This window comes from Paenibacillus tundrae, from assembly GCF_036884255.1.
Lineage (GTDB): Bacteria > Bacillota > Bacilli > Paenibacillales > Paenibacillaceae > Paenibacillus.
Map to the genome: position 1 here is coordinate 5,521,348 of NZ_CP145605.1, position 21,559 is coordinate 5,542,906.

Annotated in this window: 18 protein-coding genes; 3 read left to right on the forward strand and 15 right to left on the reverse strand. The window is 45.9% G+C overall.

Annotated elements, in window-relative coordinates; translation table 11 throughout:
* Positions 1-122: 122 nt before the first annotated feature.
* From V6W81_RS24790 to xylA, 4 genes are all read right to left on the reverse strand, one after another.
* Entirely contained in the window at positions 123-1,193 is a 1,071-nt protein-coding gene (locus tag V6W81_RS24790) for a glycosyltransferase family 2 protein (RefSeq protein ID WP_338544066.1), read from the reverse strand.
* Positions 1,194-2,088: 895 nt separating this feature from the next.
* Positions 2,089-2,805 carry a glycosyltransferase family 2 protein gene (locus V6W81_RS24795; RefSeq protein ID WP_338540690.1) on the reverse strand — a complete coding sequence of 239 codons (717 nt, stop codon included), beginning with the start codon at positions 2,803-2,805 and terminating at the stop codon, positions 2,089-2,091.
* 343 nt (positions 2,806-3,148) lie between these two features.
* Positions 3,149-4,642: a xylulokinase gene (gene xylB / locus V6W81_RS24800; protein WP_338540691.1), complete on the reverse strand. Its 1,494-nt coding sequence runs from the start codon at positions 4,640-4,642 to the stop codon at positions 3,149-3,151.
* Positions 4,643-5,329: 687 nt separating this feature from the next.
* Positions 5,330-6,646: a xylose isomerase gene (gene xylA, locus V6W81_RS24805; RefSeq protein WP_056693316.1), complete on the reverse strand. Its 1,317-nt coding sequence runs from the start codon at positions 6,644-6,646 to the stop codon at positions 5,330-5,332.
* Positions 6,647-6,847: 201 nt separating this feature from the next.
* On the opposite strand from xylA, the gene V6W81_RS24810 reads away from it, so the two are divergent.
* Entirely contained in the window at positions 6,848-8,014 is a 1,167-nt protein-coding gene (locus V6W81_RS24810) for an ROK family transcriptional regulator (RefSeq protein WP_338540692.1), read from the forward strand.
* A gap of 144 nt (positions 8,015-8,158) precedes the next feature.
* On the forward strand, positions 8,159-8,356 hold the full coding sequence (locus tag V6W81_RS24815) for a hypothetical protein (RefSeq protein WP_056693310.1): 198 nt from the start codon (positions 8,159-8,161) through the stop codon (positions 8,354-8,356).
* 269 nt (positions 8,357-8,625) lie between these two features.
* Here the strand turns inward: V6W81_RS24815 and V6W81_RS24820 are convergent, their stop codons facing one another.
* Together V6W81_RS24820 and trxB are read right to left on the reverse strand one after the other, a co-directional pair.
* Positions 8,626-8,856, reverse strand: a complete 231-nt coding sequence (locus V6W81_RS24820) for a glutaredoxin family protein (protein WP_056693307.1) — start codon at positions 8,854-8,856, stop codon at positions 8,626-8,628.
* A 74-nt stretch (positions 8,857-8,930) separates the two neighbouring features.
* A complete protein-coding gene (gene trxB / locus V6W81_RS24825; RefSeq protein WP_307220039.1) occupies positions 8,931-9,872 on the reverse strand; it encodes a thioredoxin-disulfide reductase in 942 nt (313 codons plus the stop codon).
* A gap of 254 nt (positions 9,873-10,126) precedes the next feature.
* Here trxB and V6W81_RS24830 point away from each other — a divergent pair, with 254 nt between their 5' ends.
* Positions 10,127-10,858 carry a ZIP family metal transporter gene (locus V6W81_RS24830; protein ID WP_145051729.1) on the forward strand — a complete coding sequence of 244 codons (732 nt, stop codon included), beginning with the start codon at positions 10,127-10,129 and terminating at the stop codon, positions 10,856-10,858.
* Positions 10,859-11,054: 196 nt separating this feature from the next.
* Here the strand turns inward: V6W81_RS24830 and V6W81_RS24835 are convergent, their stop codons facing one another.
* The 9 genes from V6W81_RS24835 to V6W81_RS24875 form a co-directional block, all read right to left on the reverse strand.
* Complete coding sequence (locus V6W81_RS24835; RefSeq protein ID WP_338540694.1) at positions 11,055-13,004, reverse strand: heavy metal translocating P-type ATPase; 1,950 nt, start codon at positions 13,002-13,004, stop codon at positions 11,055-11,057.
* Between the two features lie 419 nt (positions 13,005-13,423).
* A complete protein-coding gene (locus V6W81_RS24840; protein ID WP_145051734.1) occupies positions 13,424-14,731 on the reverse strand; it encodes a homocysteine synthase in 1,308 nt (435 codons plus the stop codon).
* Between the two features lie 250 nt (positions 14,732-14,981).
* Complete coding sequence (locus V6W81_RS24845; RefSeq protein WP_338540695.1) at positions 14,982-15,830, reverse strand: sugar phosphate isomerase/epimerase family protein; 849 nt, start codon at positions 15,828-15,830, stop codon at positions 14,982-14,984.
* 33 nt (positions 15,831-15,863) lie between these two features.
* Entirely contained in the window at positions 15,864-16,616 is a 753-nt protein-coding gene (kduD, locus tag V6W81_RS24850; protein WP_145051738.1) for a 2-dehydro-3-deoxy-D-gluconate 5-dehydrogenase KduD, read from the reverse strand.
* Between the two features lie 43 nt (positions 16,617-16,659).
* On the reverse strand, positions 16,660-17,418 hold the full coding sequence (locus V6W81_RS24855; protein WP_338540697.1) for a DeoR/GlpR family DNA-binding transcription regulator: 759 nt from the start codon (positions 17,416-17,418) through the stop codon (positions 16,660-16,662).
* Positions 17,419-17,477: 59 nt separating this feature from the next.
* Positions 17,478-18,317 (reverse strand): 5-dehydro-4-deoxy-D-glucuronate isomerase, encoded by an 840-nt coding sequence (gene kduI, locus V6W81_RS24860; protein WP_338540698.1) that lies wholly within the window; start codon positions 18,315-18,317, stop codon positions 17,478-17,480.
* Between the two features lie 301 nt (positions 18,318-18,618).
* Positions 18,619-18,948, reverse strand: coding sequence for a cytochrome o ubiquinol oxidase subunit IV (gene cyoD, locus V6W81_RS24865; protein WP_056693282.1), 330 nt, complete (start codon positions 18,946-18,948; stop codon positions 18,619-18,621).
* A complete protein-coding gene (gene cyoC / locus V6W81_RS24870; RefSeq protein ID WP_110898411.1) occupies positions 18,949-19,569 on the reverse strand; it encodes a cytochrome o ubiquinol oxidase subunit III in 621 nt (206 codons plus the stop codon).
* Positions 19,570-21,540, reverse strand: coding sequence for a cbb3-type cytochrome c oxidase subunit I (locus V6W81_RS24875; RefSeq protein WP_145051744.1), 1,971 nt, complete (start codon positions 21,538-21,540; stop codon positions 19,570-19,572).
* Between the last annotated feature and the right edge of the window lie 19 nt (positions 21,541-21,559).

The following is a 21,559-nucleotide window of genomic DNA, read 5'->3' on the forward strand; positions in this document are numbered from 1 at the left end:
TGTAAAACATATCTTCCCTTGGTTGAACTACGAAAAGAATAGAAAAACGATGATAACCGTTTCAACTCTTCTAGAGAGCTGTCCCGATCACCATCGTTGATATCTAACGTTATAAGGTTTGTTTACGCATTTTCTAACACACTGTCTTGATCCATCTCTCGAAAATACTTTTCGTTATACAGCATACTTGGATGTGTTGGATGGTAAGCCAGAGCAATCGTATTGTGCTCTTTCGCCTTCGTCCGATTACCCAGCCTGTCATAACACACACATAGCTGTAGGTGCGGCATCCAAGTCCAAGCGGCTTCATTCACGGAAACGATGGGGTCAGCGGGTCGTATAGCCTGAGTCGCCTGTTCATACCAGAACACCGCTTTGCGGTAATCCTCACGATCGGCAAAATATCCCCCTAGACGGCAGCATATTTCTGCTCTCGGTAAGTCATAAGCGAATGATCTTAGCAGTGCAGCAATCTCTTGATCTGGACGTTTCCGTGCAGCTTCGCAATCGGCCATCTTTTGACATGCAGCAATCTGATCCTCCACCCACCCTAATCCGGTATTCAAAAACTTCGTATAATATGCTACCGCATCCTCATACTGTCCGTGATCATTAAGCTCATTCCCAAAATAATATAAATCACGCGGAGAAAAGACCTCGCCTGCCTGTTCCCGCTTGCGATAAATGTTCAGGTTACGATCGGTATATACTTTATCTTTCTTATGGGTAACAGCCACATCGCTATGCAGCAAATACCCGCTCACTTCCAAATATTCATGCACTGCACCAATCCAGCGGAATTGGCGATCCCGACGAACCAATCGATTCCGCCGTAGACTGTATGCTACCTGGCCATCTGCTGTAAATGAAAGATTATAATTCATCGTCACACTGTCCACCGCTGGATCAAGAGAGCGCTTCAGGGCAATAAGCTTCTCCCGATCTTGAGGTTCAAACACATCGTCGGCATCGAGCCAGAGAATATATTCACTCGTCGCCTGATCAAAGGCAAAATTTCGCGCAGCCGCAAAATCATCCACCCACTCAAAATCTATAATATGCTCCGTATACCTTGCTGCAATCTGGCGGGTACGGTCAGTCGAGCCAGTATCCACAATAACTATCTCATCAGCAATGCCGTTAACCGAGTCTAGACAGCGCGCAAGGGAATTCTCTTCATTTTTCACAATCATACATAGCGTTATCGTTATCGTCTCTTCTGCACGTCTGACCCTCCGATTATAAGCGGCCACCCCTGGCAGTTCAGATAAACGATAGATGTGATAGGCAGGATGATGTGTATCAACAAACAATGAAAACCCTAGTGCTTGAGCTCGAATGCAGAAGTGACGATCCTCCCCCCAAAATGAAACATTAGGGATCTGATCAAACGTAACACCTGCCTCCAATACATTCCTGCGTATGAGCGTACATGCCCCCAGACCCCCAACTTCATAACAGCCTGGATGATGCAATTGCTGTAAAAAAACCTCTGTCTGAATCGTGTGATTATCCGCTTCCGTTCCCTCAGCTACCTTCACACCTCGGCGGTACAACTGGTACTCATCCTGTAGCCAAACTTGGGGCATCTCTCTTGCGCCTGGTTGCCAGCGCGTCCAAAAGATATTGGATACAATCTCTTTCTCCGTGGAAACGAGCTGTTCCAGTGTTCTAGGATGTAACACCAGATCAGAATCGATGAGAAATACAGCATCATACCGGTGTTCACACACGTATTTCAAAATCTGATTCTTCAAGCCAGCTACCCGCCAGACTTGTTCATCCTGCCAATAGTGTCCACCCTCATCCTTGGTGTATGAACCTTTCTGAAAATCTTCATCTTCATTCAGCACCGCGTCTACGGTAATAATGGTACCTTCATTTTCTGTTACAAAATCTCGAAGCATATCCGAAGAGGCAATTTCCTCATTATCGTCCACAAATAAATAGTCTGTTCTTACCGTGGTTCGCTCCAGTGCACATAGAGATTCAAGGAATTCTCGGAGCACGGGTGCAGTTTGACGCACTGGACTTGCAATCAGTATGTTTTGCTTAGTTTTTCCCTTCTTCAATCTTATTCCTCCTCCCTTATTCTAACCATGGCAGAAGTCTGGGCTCTGGGTCCAAAATAGACTCATACTGTTCCTTCCACCCATATCTCGCATCCGGATCTAGTGCCTGATAGCGCTCCACCTTACGAATTCGGTCTTCTTCCCTTGCCCAGCCATAATGCTTCACCCGAGGTACATGACAAGCGTAGGAAAAATGCTGAATCGTTAACGGGAAGCGGCCGCAATGCTGAGGTGTTTCCTTCCACTCATAGTCCCAGTCATGACGATATCGAATAAGAAATGGACGATAGTATGCATGAGCCTGCCAATACTGATCTTCTCGATATGAAGTCTCGTTCCACATATCAAACAAGCGGAAGTAGATCGCATCCTCTTCTCCACTTAACAGTTGGTCACGTATAACTCCAAAATCAGGTGTTAATATCTCATCAGCATCCAAATTCAGAATCCACTCTGGTTTGGTAGAGATGGTTGCCTGCCACTGCTGTTTCCGTAGGCTGACTTCATCCGCAAACTGGGGTGTAGAATTTTCTACTAATAGTAGCGGTATATCCTGGAGTACCTCCCGACACATTGCAACTGTCCCATCTGTACTGCCGTCATCAATGATAACTGCCCGATCAATCCAAGGCCGATGCGTCTCCAGTGCCTGCCTTAAATAACGGTGCTCCTCATTACGTACAATCATCGATAAGGTCATATGCGGTCTACTGTTGTCCTGATGCTCTGTCAAAGCTTCACCTCCACCCTTCAGATCGTGACATGTATGTATGCCCATTCATTAGACAATAGAATGGGGTCTAATCCTTAACGGGATGAATCATATATCAGATAAACCATTCATGTTGTACACCATCATCAATGCTCATTGGAACAGATCGTGCCCCCATAGCTACTGTATGCATAGGAGGATTAAGGTTATGTCAGGCATACTCATTTCGTACATGTGCGGTGTGTACTACTTGTTTATGTGCTATGCGATTGGCAAGTGTATATGGCAAAAAAGCACCCGCTTTCGCGGGTGCTTAAGGATATCGAAAAGGTTTAATGTATGAATTCACTCACTGATTCTTTGATTAGCGATATTGAGCCAAACGATCATTCAGACTGCGCGTCTGTCCATACACCTCTTGGTACAATGCGAATAACCCGTCATATACTGCAACTGTTTCTGGGTTAGGATCATAGGATTTCGCTGGACGAAGGAACGCTGTAGCACATGCTTGCAATGATGGGAACCAGCCACATCCATAAGCTGCCAACATCGCTGCTCCCATCGCTGGACCTTGTTCACTCTCCAACTTCACGATGGTTGCGTTGAAGATATCTGCTTGCATTTGCAGCCAAGCTTCATTCTTAGCACCACCGCCGATGGAGATAACTTCTGTCACGGTCTTACCAGACCCACGCAAAATATCAATGGATTCGCGAAGCGAGAACGTAATGCCTTCCATTACTGCGCGTCCAAAGTGCTCCAGCTTATGCCCAGCATCCATTCCAATAAAGCTACCACGAATGTTAGCATCAGGGTGTGGGGTACGCTCCCCTACAATGTACGGCGTGAATAATAAGCCTTGGCTTCCAGCGGGTACCTGATCAATGCCCTGTAAGAGCACATCAAATGATTTGTCCGCTGCAAATGTATCCTTAAACCAGGATAAGCTATATCCTGCCGCTAGGGTTACCCCCATAATATAGAAGGCGTCCTTCTCACCATGGTTGAAAAAGTGAACTTTTCCTTCGAAATCGAGATCTTTGCGCTCCTCGTAGGACAGAATCACCCCAGATGTGCCAATACTGCACATCGTCTGCCCTTCACTCAGGATACCTGCACCAATCGCGCCGCAGGCATTGTCAGCACCACCTGCAAATACTTTGGTCGCTGCTGCCAGCCCCGTTTGATCCGCAATCTCCGGCAACAGTGTCCCCACTTCCTCGAAAGATTCCACAAGTCGTGGACAGAGTGAGATCGGCAGTTCAAACGCTTCTGCAATCTCTTGGCTCCATTGCTTGCCTGCAACGTCAAGCAGCAACGTACCCGCCGCGTCGGAATAATCCATCGCGTAATCTCCGGTTAGGCGATAACGCACATAATCCTTCGGCAATAGGAATACAGCTGCTTGTTGCAACACCTCTGGCTCGTTTTCTTGAACCCACAAGATTTTAGGTAATGTAAATCCTTCAAGCGCACGATTCCGGGCGATGCTTAACAGCTTACTGTCCAGCACCTTCTCGATACGGCGGCACTGTGCCGTTGTGCGTGTATCATTCCATAGAATAGCATTGCGAAGTGGCTTGCCTGCGGCATCTACCAATACAAGTCCATGCATCTGTCCGGAGAAGCTCAAACCTTCAATTTCGGAAGGCTGTACGCCAGATACCTCCAACAATTTGCGAAGCGACACAATCGTCTGCTCTACCCAATCCTCTGGATTCTGTTCGCTGTATCCAGCCTTAGGCTGGTAGAGCGGATATGACTCAGATGCTTCAAATGCCACTTTACCTCTACGGTTAACCAGCACAGTCTTAACTGCGCTCGTTCCCAGATCGACACCAATTACGTAACTCATAAGTATACTCCTTTCGTTTGTAGCAGGATTGAATAAAAAAATTGGGCATGTAAGGTCACTCCGTAATCAGAAGACCCTTGGATCGCCGTTATCCCTGAATTTCCTTGATTCCCTTTTGAAAAGGGAGAAATTCCGGGATAAATGCGCACGCTTCGCTTCCTAGGGTTCTTTCTGATCACTCCGTTATGCATGCCCTTTATACATTCATTCAAACGGTACAACGTACTCGTTTTGGGCAGCTAGGACGCTCCAATGACATCACACCGTCATTGGTTGTGAACGATGTAAACCTCAGACATGTACGGTCACTCCGTGGTCAGAAGACCCTCCGATCGCCGTTATCCCTGAATTTCCTTGATTCCCTTTTGAAAAGGGAGAAATTCCGGGATAAATGCGAGCACTTCGTTTCTCCGGGTTCTTTCTGCCCACTTCGTTCCGCATGCCCTTTCTACATTTCATTGTGAGATCGCCATATCTCGTGCTACTCACATTTCAAAAAAAACCGTCCCCGCCTTCCCAGAGGAAAGCGGGGACGGTTTGAATGTCACGCTTATTCAACGTCCAGGGTGCAAGATGTTCCTGCACCGAGTAGGAAGAGGTATTCATGCTTTGCTGTAAGCTCGCTTATGATTTGCTCATAGGCAACGCCACTACCAGAGCATGAATCCATCTTGCTCTATGACTGTCTTAGTCAGCCAGGATGTATTGGTTGAGTTTTGCTCTCAGCAATTCCTGACGTCCAGATTGGTTTTTGCGTGGGCTTTCGTTGTTCAGTGCATACTCAGCAAGGGAAGCAAGTGTCGCTTTACCTTCAACCACTTCTGCACCAATGCCTTCGCTGAAGCTGCTGTAACGTTTTTCGATGAAGTCATCGAATACGCGATCTTCAATCAGTTTTGCAGCTACTTTCAGACCTTTTGCATATGTGTCCATACCAGCGATGTGTGCCAAGAACAGATCTTCAGGCTCGAAGGAACCACGACGAACTTTCGCGTCAAAGTTTACACCACCACGGCCGATACCACCGTTTTTCAATACTTCATACATCGTCAATGTTGCATCGTACATGTCCACTGGGAACTCATCCGTATCCCAACCGATCAGCAGATCACCTTGGTTTGCATCCAGGGAACCGAGCATGCCGTTGATACGTGCTACGCGGATCTCATGATCAAACGTATGACCTGCCAGTGTAGCGTGGTTCGCTTCCAGGTTCAGCTTGAACTGTTTGTCCAGATCATACTTTTGCAAGAATGCAATGGAAGTAGCTGCATCGAAGTCATATTGATGCTTCGTTGGCTCTTTTGGTTTAGGCTCGATCAGGAATTGCGCGTCGAACCCGATTTCCTTCGCATAATCAACAGCCATATGGAACATGCGAGCAATGTTGTCTTGCTCCAGTTGCATGTCTGTATTCAGCAATGTGTCGTAACCTTCACGACCGCCCCAGAATACATAGTTTTCTGCACCCAGACGTTTACCAACTTCCAGACCTTTCTTAATCTGTGCTGCTGCATGAGCATACACATCAGCGTTACAAGTAGATGCTGCACCAAACATGAAGCGTGGGTTGGAGAACATGTTCGCCGTGTTCCAGAGCAGCTTTTTGCCGCTAGCTTTCATGTGCTCTTCCAGCAGATCAACGATCGTATCGATGTTGCTGTAGAATTCGCGCAGCGTTGCGCCTTCTGGAGCGATGTCCACATCGTGGAAACAGAAGTACGGGAGATTCATTTTTTCCATAAATTCAAAAGCCGCTTCAACGCGAACCTTCGCTTTATCCAGACCGGAGTAGCTATCCCAAGAACGAACAGCGGTCTCCGCACCAAACGGATCACTGCCGCCTGCAGTTAATGTATGCCAGTAAGCCATGCCGAAACGGAAGTGATCTTCCATCGTTTTGCCTGCAACAACTTCTTCTGGATTATAGTGTTTAAAAGAAAATGGATTCGTGGAATCTTTACCTTCGAATGCAATTTTATTAACGGATTCAAAATAGGCCATGTGTAAAATGCCTCCTCAATAGTTTTAAAGAAATCGTTTACACCGTTATCCTATCACATCGATTATACTTTGTCTATCCATTAAACAAAGTTAAATAAAAATGTTTTTTGCACGTTTGTTTACGCTATAATAGTCGAATAGCTTGCTAGCGGATATCATTGTGAACTCTTTTAGCAGAGAGAATAGGAGTGCCTTGTTGATATGAAAATTACCGGAGACCAGATGCTGGTCAAAAAAATAAATAAATCGATCGTCCTCGATACCATTAGACGTCATGCCCCCCTCTCTCGTGCGCGAGTATCCGAGGTTACAGGGCTTAACAAAGCCACCGTCTCTAATCTGGTCGCTGATTTAATCAATGACGAGTTAGTACAAGAGATCGGCCCAGGGGAGTCTAGTGGCGGACGCAAACCACTGATGCTGCTCTTTCGAGGTACAGCCGGCTATGCGGTTGGATTGGAACTCAGTGTCACTCATTTGAAAGGTGTACTTACGGATCTGGAAGGCCATATTATTACCGAATATGCCGTGCAATTGGAGCAGCATGATGTATCGTCCGTATTTGAGCAGTTGAAGCTCGCGGCTGATTACTTAATCCAAACTGCACCGCCTTCACCTCATGGCGTAATTGGCATTGGCATCGGTGTACCCGGCATGGTTGATGAGGAAGGCACTGTGCTATACGCACCCAATCTACAGTGGGAGAAAGTTCCACTACGTGCCATGTTAGAAGAAGCATTCCAACTACCTGTCACGATTGATAATGAGGCCAATGCTGGTGCTCATGGTGAACTGAATTTTGGCGCAGGTATCGGCGTTCGGCATCTAATCTATATCAGCGCAGGCATCGGGATTGGTTCAGGCATTATGGTAGATGGTGAATTGTACAAAGGCGCTTGGGGTTATGCCGGAGAAACCGGTCATATGTCTATTGAATCTGAGGGAAGACCTTGCTCTTGTGGCAATCGTGGATGCTGGGAGTTATACGCTTCGGAGAGAGCTTATGAACATCCCGATAATCAACTGCATTTGCCTGCACACACAACCCAAGAGTTGATTGAATATGCCGCTCAAGGGCATGAAGCTGTATTGGCATTGTACGAAGGCATCGGTCGTAAATTAGGTGTTGGCATTACCAATATCGTCAATAGCTTCAATCCAGAGCGTATCATTATTGGTGGAGGATTATCCAAAGCACGACCATGGATCGAAACGGCATTAAGACAAGTTGTCGAGGAGCGAACCCTGCCATATCATCGCCGCAGTTTGCAGATTGAATGGGCTGCTCTAGGTAGCCGTTCAACAAGAGTGGGTGCAGCTTACTCTGCCATTTCCCAGTTTTTAGGGAGAATCAGAGTATCCGTCTAATAACTAATGAAATTGACATCATTTCGCCCCATTTCCTCCCTTTTTGTTAAAGAAATCCAGGGGTATAATGAATATATGTGATTTTTGTCATGGCGACATGTACGTCGTTATGTTATCCCCTATAACGAAACGGAGTGAACACCTGTGACCTACGTAGATACCTCAGATATCTCGGCGCAAATGTTTGTCACCGTACTCCTGTTCCTGATCGTGCTTGCGCCAATGTTCAGCCTTGGCATACTCCGATTATTTCAGAGCAAAAAAAAGGCTGGTTTCATGTACATGCTGTCAGGCTTAGTGGTGTATGTAATATTTCAGACCTTTATGAGTATCTTTTTCTAGATGAACAATAACTTGATGTAACACACGCAACGCAAAATCCTCTTCTGCAAGTCATTCATAGATCATGTGATCATGTCTCTGAATTGCTACTGGAAGGGGATTTTTCATGTAATCACCTGTTTAGAAGCAGAACGAACAAAAGAAGCCTTAATCCTAATCTGGACTAAGGCTTCTTTCGTATATTTATATTCAAACGGCTCGCGCGAACCGGAATAGCTATGGATTATCTTAAGTCTTCCATCCTATAACGCTCAGACGATTCGTCTGATTTATGCGTCCAATGCTTTAGCGAATTGTGTTTTGTTCATTCCCAGGATGCGATGTTCGCCGATAACAGTCAGTGGTACAGCACGTACGCCCATATCCCATACTTGTTGTGCGAATTCATCGCTAGTTTCAATGTTGCGCTCTTCATAAGCGATACCTTTATCAGCCAAGAAACTCTTAACCGATTTGCAGTTCGGGCAGTTAGTCGATGTGTATACAATTACGTTTTCCATGATCTATTCACCTCATATAGTTTAGTTATTTTTTTATTTATTGGTCTAGCGATCTGGCTTCATTCAGCAGACTTTTACAGGGAAACTGCAGTATGCTCTAGGCTCTCGATATATTTCTCTGTATCCATTGCCGCCATACATCCACTTCCTGCTGCTGTAATGGCTTGTTTGTAACGAGTATCCTGTACATCTCCACAAGCAAATACACCTGGGATGTTCGTCTCGGATGTGCCTGGTGTTGTCAAAATATAACCATGCTCGTCAGTCGTGATCTGTCCACCCAAGAAGCCTGTGTTAGGCGTATGACCAATCGCTACGAATACACCGCTCGCAGGGATCACTTCTTCTTCACCTGTTGCGTTGTTCAGCACTTTCAGACCAGTTACACCATTCTCACCAGCAAGTACTTCAATCGGAGTACGATTCAAAGCCATCTCTACTTTTTCGTTGCTGCGTGCACGATCCTGCATGATTTTGGAACCACGCAGTTCTTCACGACGGTGTACCAACGTTACTTTGGAGCCAAAACGAGACAGGAAGCTTGCTTCTTCAAGCGCGGAGTCACCGCCACCAATAACGATAATTTCTTTGTTACGGAAGAAGAATCCGTCACATGTTGCACAAGTACTTACACCACGTCCAACGTTGGTTTCTTCACCAGGAATGCCAAGATATTTAGCTGATGCGCCTGTAGACAAGATCAGTGTTTCCGATACGAGTTCACCCATACCTTCAACTTGGATTTTGAATGGACGCTCACTCATATCGATGTTATTAACCCAACCTGTGCGGAATTCTGCACCGAAGCGTTCTGCTTGTTTACGCATATTATCCATCAATTCAGGACCCATAATTCCATCAGGGAAACCTGGGAAGTTCTCAACTTCTGTTGTTGTTGTCAGTTGACCACCAGGTTGTGGTCCTTCAATAACAAGTGGGCTCAGGTTAGCGCGTGCCAGATAGATTGCTGCTGTCAGTCCCGCAGGACCAGTTCCAATAATAATTGATTTATACATGTATAGTTCCTCCCCCGGTTTCTACAAAAAGGTTCGACTCTCCAGCATCAAAAGCAAACGCCTTTGCATACACTAAAAATGAGAGCCCAGATCATGTCCACATGACTGGACAGTTATGACAATTGCCCTATGCAGAAACGGAATTCTAATTTATAATCATTCTAATCTGTTGTTCATTATGATCTCTTTTGTGTAAGGTGTCAATGCTCTGCAGCGATTATGAAGAAGTCTTCATCAGGAGGGAAAATAGAAGCATGAACGAAGCACTCATTGGCAGCTTTATTTCAGCCATGTCCACCGGCCTTGGTGCCATACCGATTTTATTTATGCGCAAAGTAACACATCGACTCCGTGATATTTTGCTTGCCTACGCAGCAGGTATCATGACCTCTGCCTCCGTGTACAATCTCATTCCTGAAGCACTCGGTCAATCGAACCTTTTTGTACTGGCTGTTGGCATTTTGCTCGGTAGTATGGTTCTACTCGTGCTAGAGATGAAGATTCCGCATGTGGATCTGGAGAATCCCGAGAAGATGCCATTCAAAATTGAAGCCAAAGCCTTCATGATTATCGCAGCCATAACAATGCATAACTTGCCGGAAGGACTATCCGTTGGTGTTAGTTACGCTAGTAACGATGCCAGTTTAGGTAACCTGATCGCGCTGTCCATTGGTTTGCAAAATGCACCTGAAGGTTTCCTGGTCGCGCTTTTCCTCGTTAATCAGAACATTGGCCGCTTCAAAGCGTTGGGTATTGCTACACTTACGGGAGCCGTTGAGATTATTACAGCCATGATCGGATACACGCTTAGCAGCCTGGTTGAAGGTCTTGTACCGTATGGTCTGGCATTTGCAGCAGGAGCAATGATGTTCATTGTCTACAAAGAGTTAATTCCCGAAAGCCACGGGGATGGCAATGCACGAGTCGCAACCGTCTCATTCCTACTCGGACTCATCACCATGATTGGTCTGACTGAACTTTTTTAGTTCCACACATAACACATCTCATAAACGTAAAACGTATAGATGAGATCACAAAAAGAGAACCCCATCCAACAGCTCACCGCTGCCGATGGGGTTCTCTTTTTGTCCATAAATGAAGATTCCATGAAATAGTTGGAATTCATTGTAAGTGATCACACATCATCGAATCAGGATTGAAAGGATAATACCGTTTGATGGCCTAACGCAGCAATCTAAGACCGTTCAAGATTACCAGAATCGTACTGCCTTCATGCCCCACAACGCCTAGAGGCAATACTACATCCTGAAGGAAGTTTCCGGCAATTAATGCAAGGATAACGGTAATCGCAAACACCATATTTTGCTTAATAGTCCGCTGCGCACGTCGAGCTTGCGCAATCACCCATGCAATTTCTTCAATACGATCATTCATCAACACAACATCAGCTACTTCTAGTGCCGTACCACTTCCCGATACCCCCATGCCCATTCCTACCGTCGCTGCGGCAAGCGCAGGGGCATCATTAACGCCATCACCAACCATCAACACCTGGCCATATTGCTTGCGCAAAATGTGAATCTGTTTCACCTTATCTTCTGGGAATAGATCCGCATAGACGATATCTACTCCAGTTTCACGTGCGATAACAGTAGCTGCCTCTGCACGATCACCTGTCAGCATCGCTACATGTACACCCATCGCTTTAAGCTTTCTTACGGCCGCTGCTGCCTGTGGACGAACCGTGTCCCGCATAGCTAACAATCCTACGATTTCTCCATCTGCTGTTACGACCGAGACTGTCTTGCCTTCACCCTCTAGACGAGCACGTTCATCATACCAATGGGTATCCGTATCTTTATCAATCTCATCTGTTTTGCCAATTCTCCAATGCACATCATTCACATTACCTTCGATGCCCCAGCCGGTTAGTGCGTGTACCTGCTCCGCTTGCGGAAGTGCAATGTTCTCTATTATAGCCTGATCTACAATTGCGCGAGCGAGTGGATGCATCGAGAGATTCTCAATACTTGCTGCCGCAGCAAGTACTTGGGCACGGTCGTAAGCTTCTGCTGTTATGATGTCCGTGACCTGAGGTGTACCCATCGTTAATGTTCCTGTTTTATCAAAAGTAACCACTTGGGTCTGTGCGAGGTTCTCCACATGTGCCCCACCCTTGAAGAGAATTCCTCGACGGGCACTGCTGGACATTGCGGATAACATCACTGGCATAATGGAAGAGACAAGAGCACAAGGAGAAGCTACAACCAGAAATACCATCGCTTTATAAAACGCATCCCCCCACGTCCAGCCAAGCAATAGCGGTGTTCCTCCGATAATCAATAATGTCACGAGCACAACGATGCGAGCATAAATCCCTTCAAATCGTTCTATGAAACGTTGTGAATCAGGGACTTCCGCTTGCGCTTCCTCCACTAATTTAATAATTTTGCCAAAAAGAGAACCCTCAGCCGATTTGGTAACTTCGACATACAATGCACCTTCACCGTTCACTGTTCCAGCATACACCTCGTCACCCACACTTTTGTCCACTGGCAACGATTCCCCTGTAATTGATGACTGATTAATAAAAGAACTTCCACGATACACGACCCCATCAGCAGGAACCAGTTCTCCTGGTTTGACTAACAGTAAATCGCCAGGCTGTAACTCATCAATCGCAACAAGATTCATTTGTCCTTCCTCAATGCGAAGTGCTGTTTCAGGTTTCAGCGCCAGTAAGGATGAGATATCCTTATGACTACGTTCTGTCGCATAACTTTCCAAGGCTCCACTAAGTGCAAAAATAAAGATGAGCATTGCTCCTTCATTCCAGTACCCAATCGCCGCAGCCCCAAGCGATGCTGCAATCATAAGCAAATTCACGTCCAGATCGCGATCTTTGACGAGTGTCTCTATTCCTTCTTTTGCCTTTGTCCAACCGCCCAAAGCATAAGCCGCAATGTATATCATGATGGATATTGGCTGAGACCACGAAGCCGTACTCCACGCAATTAACATCAAGAGCCCACTGCCTAGTGCTGCTTGCATCTCCTTGTTCTGGAGCATCGCTCGAAAGTTTGGCCTACGACTACGGTTGGGGTCAGGCGTATTGGTTGAACTCTTCTCTGCCTTAACTTGCTTATGAATAGGTTGATGTATAGCTTGCATGTTCATCACTGTCCTTTCTGAATGTTGGAACGAATAATCTGGCTGACTTCGCCATTTCGTGTTCCAAAGATGAGTTGTATTGAGAATGAGATCCATTGTTAATGCCCTAAAAATGACACATGCTGCTGCGGGAACCCCGCAGCAGCATGGTGATCAAATGAGAATGATAATCATTTTTGTACTTATGCAATTATTTTTACCTCAACCAACTTTTGATTATTATATGCCTGTGATCAAGATTTGTAAATGAGTATTTGTACAGTTCTATAAAAAAACAAAAAAGCCACCGATCCATAAGGATGGTGACTTGAGGGATTGTTTTTGCTCTTAGAGGTCAATAAGACATATTAGTTTATCTGACTTCCAGCAGATATCTTCTTCATATATATTCATCATGAGCAGCTAAACTTCAACCTAACCTAGACGCTAACGCTAGCTTGTTGACTTGCTTTGATTGCTTGCTCCAGATCATACAAGATATCTTGAATATTCTCTGTACCCACCGATAAACGAATCAGCTCTGGATTAACGCCAGCCGCCGTCTGCTCATCTTCTGACAATTGCTGATGTGTTGTACTTGCTGGGTGAATAATTAGAGATTTAGAGTCACCCACATTCGCAAGGTGAGAGAACAGCTTCACGTTCTCGATCAGTTTGCGCCCTGCATCTACGCCACCTTTGATACCAAAGGTTAGAATTGCGCCTTGACCTCTCGGTAAATACTTCTGTGCAAGTTCATACGATGCGTGACTTGGCAGACCTGCATAACTTACCCACAATACATCATCATGCTTCTCTAGATATTCCGCCACCGCCAGTGCATTGCTGCTATGACGTTCCACTCGGAGGTGAAGTGTCTCCAGTCCCTGCAGTAGCAGCCACGAGTTGAAAGGTGAGATCGTTGCACCGAGGTCTCTTAGCAACTGCACACGTGCTTTGATAATATAGGCGATTGGCCCAACAGCCTCCGTGTACACTACTCCATGGTAGCTGGAATCAGGCTCAGTCAAACCTGGAAACTTCCCACTTGCCTTCCAATCGAATTTCCCACTGTCCACAATAACGCCACCAATGGATGTCCCATGACCCCCAATGAATTTGGTTGCAGAATGCACAACGATATCCGCCCCATGCTCAATTGGTCGAAGCAGATATGGGCTTGGGAACGTATTGTCTACAATCAATGGAATACCATGCTCATGTGCAATCGCCGCTACAGCTTCAATATCTAGCACATTCCCTTGAGGGTTACCGATCGTTTCGGCGTACAATGCTTTTGTTTTCTCCGTAATTGCTGCCCGGAAGTTTTCCGGATTACTAGAATCCACGAATTTTACGTCAATTCCGAGCTTCGGCAGTGTCGTGGAGAATAGGTTGTATGTTCCGCCATAGAGACTTGCCGAGGACACAATCTCATCACCCGCGCCAGCAATATTGAGAAGTGAGAAGGTGATTGCCGCCTGACCTGAAGCTGTAGCCAAAGCCCCAGCTCCACCTTCCAGTGCTGCAATGCGTTGCTCAAATACATCCGTTGTTGGATTCATCAGACGTGTATAGATGTTGCCAAACTCTTTCAATCCAAACAAATTGGCAGCATGTTCAGTGTCACGGAAACCATAAGACGTTGTCTGATACAAAGGTACAGCACGTGCATGAGTTGTTGGGTCTATTTCCTGGCCTGCATGAATTGCCAATGTCTCAAATGAAAGCTCACGTTCGTTTGACATAAATCTGTATCCTCCCTTAGGTATACGTCGCTGAATCTCTGGATGTACTCACTTGGTGGCGTATGTTTTCCATATTCTCTCACAAGATGTCGCATTTGAAAAGAATTATTTCCGATTTTTCCGATAAGAAATTATAAATATAGTATTCATCGTCTTTGGTATGCTAAAAAACCTTTGCTAAAGCAAAGGTTCCTTAGTCATTTTCATTCACTTTATTCCTACTGCGAATCGAATCTACAAGAGCTAACGTTTACACTCGTACGCCATTCCATACTTCACGTAGATGTTTAGCCGCAGGCACTGCCTCTTCCGCAGTCACACCTTCTAATGAAATATCAATATGCGGCTTATATTGCTTCAACAGTTCAAAAAATAACGGATAATCTAAAATACCAGCACCGGGTACAGGATTAATCTTCTCCCCTTGGGCATTGAAAGCCACGTCCTTGGCATGAATCACAATGATGCGCTGATACAGCGTCTCCATGACTTCACGCAGGAAACCCGCCTGATCAGCTACATGATGTTGTTTAATCAAGTTACATGGATCGAACAACATTCCCAGATTGGAGGAAGGAATCTCTTCAAACAAACGCACCATATGTTCACGCGTATGCAATGTGTGCGTCGACACAGGCTCAATCGCAGCATGAACGCCCCACTTCTCAGCCTCTTCCGCGATCTCCTCTACTGTTTCTCGCAATACATTCCATGCATGTTCTTCATACGTATCCGGATGTGTACTGAGATACGTGTCCAAACCACCCGTTTCCGTTGCAACCATACTGCACCCGAAATCTCTAGCATACCTTAGATGTTCCTTGAATCGATCAATATCTGCACGCCGGCTCACCGGATCGGGATCAATCGGATTAATATAACAGCCTAGCACTGCAATTTTCACGCCACGCTGTGCAAATTGATCTCCAATTTCATTCGCCAGCCCAGGGCTTAGCTTGCCATTCGCAGAATCAACATCGGAGAGTGCTTTGGCAAGCGCAAGCTGCACCGAATTGAACCCGTTATCTGCGATCGTCTGCGCAAGCAGTGCTGTAGGCTGCTTACCGAACGTATGCGCTAGAATACCAAGTTTCATCATTCTTGTCTCCTTTATAATCGGATGGGTGGAAACTTAGCGAGCGAGCCAGCCACCATCGACATTAAGTACATGACCATTCAAGTAGTCCGAGGCTGAAGATGCCAAGAATACGACCGGTCCTTTCAAGTCTTCTGGTGTTCCCCAACGTCCAGCCGGGATGCGCGCTGTAATATCACGGTACCGATTCTCATCTGCCCGGATCTGCGTTGTATTGTCCGTTTCCATATAACCTGGTGCAATTGCGTTAATCTGTACACCTTTACCTGCCCACTCATTCGCGAGCGCTTTGGTCAGACCAGCAACACCATGTTTACTCGCTGTATATCCAGGTACATTAATTCCGCCCTGATAGGACAGCATGGATGCAATGTTTATGATTTTGCCGCTACCACGTTCGATCATATGTCTACCCGCCAATTGGCTTAGGAAAAATACGCTATTCAAATTAAGCGCAATGACATCATGCCAGTCCTGCTGCCCATGATCCGCAGCCGGGGTACGACGAATGATCCCTGCGTTGTTCACTAGAATATCAATTTTGCCTTGAAAGGATAGTGCCTCTTCAAACACTTTAGACAGTTCATCCTCAATACTCAGATCTGCTTCTATAACATAAGCTTTGCGTCCCAATGCCTCGATAGCACTGGCTGTTTCCACAGGTTTGGAATAGGACACCAGGACAACATCGGCTCCTGCTTCTGCCAGCCCGATCGCCATACCTTGTCCCAGCCCTCCAGATGTTCCGGTCACGAGAGCAACTTGTCCACTCAAATCAAATGAGTTCATATGTGATTCCTCCGCATGTTATGATATGCAAACCGTAATTAAGTTAACTTTGATAATCCACTTTGACACCGCTCTGACTATATAGCGCCGCTGTCTCTTCATCTAGTCGATGATCGCTGATAATGCAATCAAGCTCTGAACATTTCGCAAAGGTTCTCAAGGCAAATTGCCCGAATTTATGATGATCCACAACGCCGTACACTTGTTGGGATGCTGAGATCATTGCTTTTTTCAACGGTACGAGATCACCTGTATAGATGGATAATCCGAACTCGGGATGAAGTGCAGTAGTGGAGATAAATGCTTTATGGATATTAAGCCCTGAAATAAAGGTAGCCGTGTCGTCCCCTACCAGCATATTTCGAACTCGCGCTCCCCCTGGCACAACCAATCGAACCTGTTCCTTCTTCGTTAACTCGGCAATAATAAACAGGTCATTCGTGACCACGGTCAAGGAGAGATTATCCATACGTCTCGCCATCTCTAGCGTCGTACTTCCGCCGTCCAATGCAACAATATCTCCAGGACGTATATAAGCAAGTGCCCGTTCGGCAATTTCCGTTTTTTCCGGATGGTGTTTCTCAATGACTCCGCGGCTGTTCAGAATACCATATTGGTCGTTCTGAGCCAGCATTGCCCCACCGTGCACACGGACAAGTAAACCCATGCTCTCCAGCTTGGCAAGATCTTCCCTTACCGTCTTACCCGTAACCTCCAGCAGTTCACTTAGATCACTAACGGTCACTTCCTGGCGTTGTAACAACGCCTCCATAATTTTCTCATGTCGCTTCAATGGATTCATCACAATCAACTTCCTATATAACTGAATTAAAATGACTAACCTGTCTCACATACAGTGTATTACTTCAGATCTTTCATTGCTACGCCGTCCATATCTTCGAAGGTTTGGTTCTCACCAGCCATCGCCCAACAGAACGTATAATTGCTTGTACCTACGCCACTGTGAATAGACCAGCTTGGCGAAATGATCGCCTGACGATCACGAACAACCAGATGACGTGTTTCGTTTGGCTCACCCATCATATGGAACACTACGCCATCCTCTGGCAGGTTCCAATATAAGTATACTTCGGAACGACGATTATGGGTATGTGCAGGCATAGTGTTCCACATGTTACCCTTGTTGAGCTCTGTAATACCCATGACAAGCTGACAACTCTGAATGCCACCCTCGCCTTGGTGGATATAACGATAGATTGTACGTTCATTCGAGCTTTCGATGCTGCCCAGATGGTTAGGCTGTGCTTGCTCTTGTGTAGCTTTTACCGTTGGATACGTATGGTGTGCTGGTGTTGATACGAAGTAGAATTGTGCTGGCTGAGCATTGTCGCTGCTCTTGAACAGAACCTCTTTAACGCCACGTCCAATATATAGACATTCCTTCGCACCAATCTCATAGCCTTGACCATCAGCGGTTACCGTTCCATGTCCACCAACATTAATGATACCGATTTCACGACGCTCTAAGAAAAAGTCCGTTCCAATATCCTTCAAGTTCACTTCTAACGCAATATCCTTGCTCTGAGGTACAGCCGTTCCTACAATATAACGATCCACATGGGAATATACGGTTACTAATTCATCTACAGCGAATAGCTGCTCCATCAAAAATTCCTCACGTAGACGAGACGTATCATATGTTTTTACTTCATTAGGGTGTGCAGCGTAACGGTTTTCCATGTTTAATCCATTCCCTTCGTCATTTGAATGATGTTCATATATGTTCATTTTAGTTCATTTTATATCTTTTGTGTACCTTTTTTTCAAAATAAAACAACCAATGTAGCTAAATATGTACATTCATCTTAATATCCGTATCCATACAACCTCACAAGTTTGACTTGTTCAATCAATCGATCCGTTCGATGGAATCACATGAAGCTAGATAAAACGGTTCGAGTTTTAGGCGAAAAACTCCAAACCAAAAAAAGGGATTCCCACGGTCATAGATAGACCGGGAAATCCCTTTTGAATCTGAAACTTAATGTGCAACGGCGTTATTAAGCATGATCCAGATCGAGCCGATAACGATGGTCATCATCATCAGAAGCCCGAAAATGAGAGCCATAACATTCCAGCGTGGTTTCTCTGTTTCACGAATATGCATGAAGAAGAAGAGTTGAACCACAAACTGAAGTGCAGCTGTACCAAGAATAACAACCATTGTTCCTGTTTTACCCATCATGTCGTTCAGAACAACCACCAGCGGGATGATCGTTAGAACGATAGAGAGAATAAAACCGATGACATAGGACTTCAGCGAGCCATGTTGTTCATGGCCATGGGAATCATGTGTGTTGTGCTCTGCCATCTACATCACCCCCATCAGATAGACGATGGACAGAAGGAAGATCCATACAACGTCCAAGAAGTGCCAGTACAAGCTGATTACGTTGATTTTACCGCGAGTTACATCGGTAATTCCACGTTTTTTCAGTTGGAACATCAATCCAATCATCCAGATCAGACCGAGCGATACGTGAAGTCCGTGAGTACCCACCAAAGTGAAGAATGCGCCAGAAGCAGCACTCGTCGTGTAGCTGAATCCTTCGTGAACCATCTCAACAAACTCATAAATCTCCAGTGCAAGGAAGCCTGCGCCCAGAACGGCTGTAACGATAAGCCAGTTAATTAACTGTTTAACTTTACCTTGGTTCATTGCCAGAACAGCAAGTCCGCTCGTAAATGAACTTGTGAGCAAGAGGAATGTTTCAGCAATAACACCAGGCATTTTAATCAGTTCAGACAAAATTGGTCCGCCCGCCGTATTGTCGCGCAACACAATGAAGGTTGCGAACAATACGGAGAACAAGATTACGTCGGAAATCAGGAAGAACCAGAAACCGAGAATTTTCATTTCCTGTGGATCATGGTGGCCATGGTCATGACCATGTGCATGATTCTCACCGTGCTTAGCGGCTGCTTGAGCCATCTATACCGACCCCCTTAACGACGCTTCGGTACGCTTAATTTCGTCAACCGGAATGTAATAATCCGTGTCGTATGAGAATGAACGGGCGATCATGCAGATACCTACGCCGGCAAGTCCGAGAATCGCCATCCACAGCCATCCGAATACAAAGCCGAAGCCGGCGATGAACCAGAAGACAGACATAACGAACGGAATTCCAGAGTTTTTCGGCATATGAATCGGCTCGAGTTTTTGCTCTGGCGGATAGATGCCTTTAGCACGACGTTCTTTCTCTTCCCACCACTCATCAATATCATCTCCGCGAGGTGTAACAGCGAAGTTGTACTCAGGAGCCGGTGAAGGAATCGACCACTCAAGTGTACGAGCATCCCATGGGTCGCCAGAAGCTTTGAGTGATTTGTATTTGCGAATACCGTCTGCGATTTGTGCAACTTGGAACAAGAATCCGACACCCATCAGGAATGCACCAATCGTAGATACGAAGTTCAATTCCCACCAGCCAGTGTCCCAGCCGTAAGTGCTCAGACGACGTGTCATACCCATTAGACCGACAGCGTACTGCGGCATGAAGCAGACATAGAAACCGATATTCCAAGTCCAGAATGCCCATTTGCCCAGTTTCTCTTCAAGTTGGAAACCGAACATTTTAGGCCACCAGTAGTAAAGACCTGCGAAGTATCCGAATACAACGCCACCGATCAATACTTGGTGGAAGTGGGCAATCAAGAAGTAACTGTTGTGGAACTGGAAGTCTGCAGGAGCAACGGACAACAGAACGCCCGTCATCCCCCCGACAATAAAGCACGGGATAAAGGCAAGTGTCCACATCATTGGCGTTGCCATGCGAATTCTTCCTCGATACATCGTAAACAACCAGTTAAATATCTTAACCCCTGTTGGGATTGCAATCAACATCGTGGTTACTGCGAAGAATGCATTCACGTCCGCTCCGGAACCCATCGTGAAGAAGTGATGCGCCCATGTGAAGAAGGACAGGAAGCTGATGATCAACATCGCGAATACCATCGATTTGTAACCAAACAGTTTTTTCCGCGAGAACGTACTTACGATCTCGGAGAACACACCAAATGCCGGCAAGACGACAATGTATACCTCAGGGTGACCCCACATCCAGATCAAGTTGATATACATCATTGGGTTACCGCCCAGATCAAGTGTGAAGAAATGCGCCCCGGCAAACCTGTCGAGGAAGAGCAATGCAAGTGTCACAGTCAAGATCGGGAATGCAAACAAGATAATAATACAAGTGGAGAATACTGACCATGTGAACATCGGCAGCTTCATCCAACGCATACCTGGCGCGCGCATTTTAATGATGGTAACCATAAAGTTGATACCGGTAGCCAGGGAACCAATACCCGATATTTGGATACCCCATATATAGAAGTTCTGTCCTACCCCCGGACTGTGCGACAGCTCCGATAGAGGCGGATAACTCAGCCATCCTGCGTCAGGTGAGCCACCAATAACGAAGGAAAGGTTAAACAGCATTGCTCCTAGGAAGAACAACCAGAAGCTCAGTGCATTCAAGAACGGGAACGCAACGTCTCTCGCTCCGATCTGAAGTGGCACGATAACGTTAAATAAACCAAACATAAATGGCATCGCCATGAACAAGATCATGATCGTACCATGAGTTGTAAAGACCTGATTATAATGCTCAGGGTGTAAGAAATCCATATTAGGCATTGCTAGCTGAAGACGCATCATCAGCGCATCCACACCACCACGGAACAACATGATAATGGAAGCGATGATATACATAATACCGATCTTCTTGTGATCGACAGTAGTTAACCAGTTACGCCAGAGCCAGCCCCATTTTTTAAAATAAGTTAGCACCGCTACAATAGCAATCGTAGTAATACCAATTGCTACCATCGCACCATAGATGAGTGGATCACCGGTTACGAAAAACTCCGATGCAAACTCCTTAAGTCCCTCTAACATTGGGGGCCTCCTTTCGAAT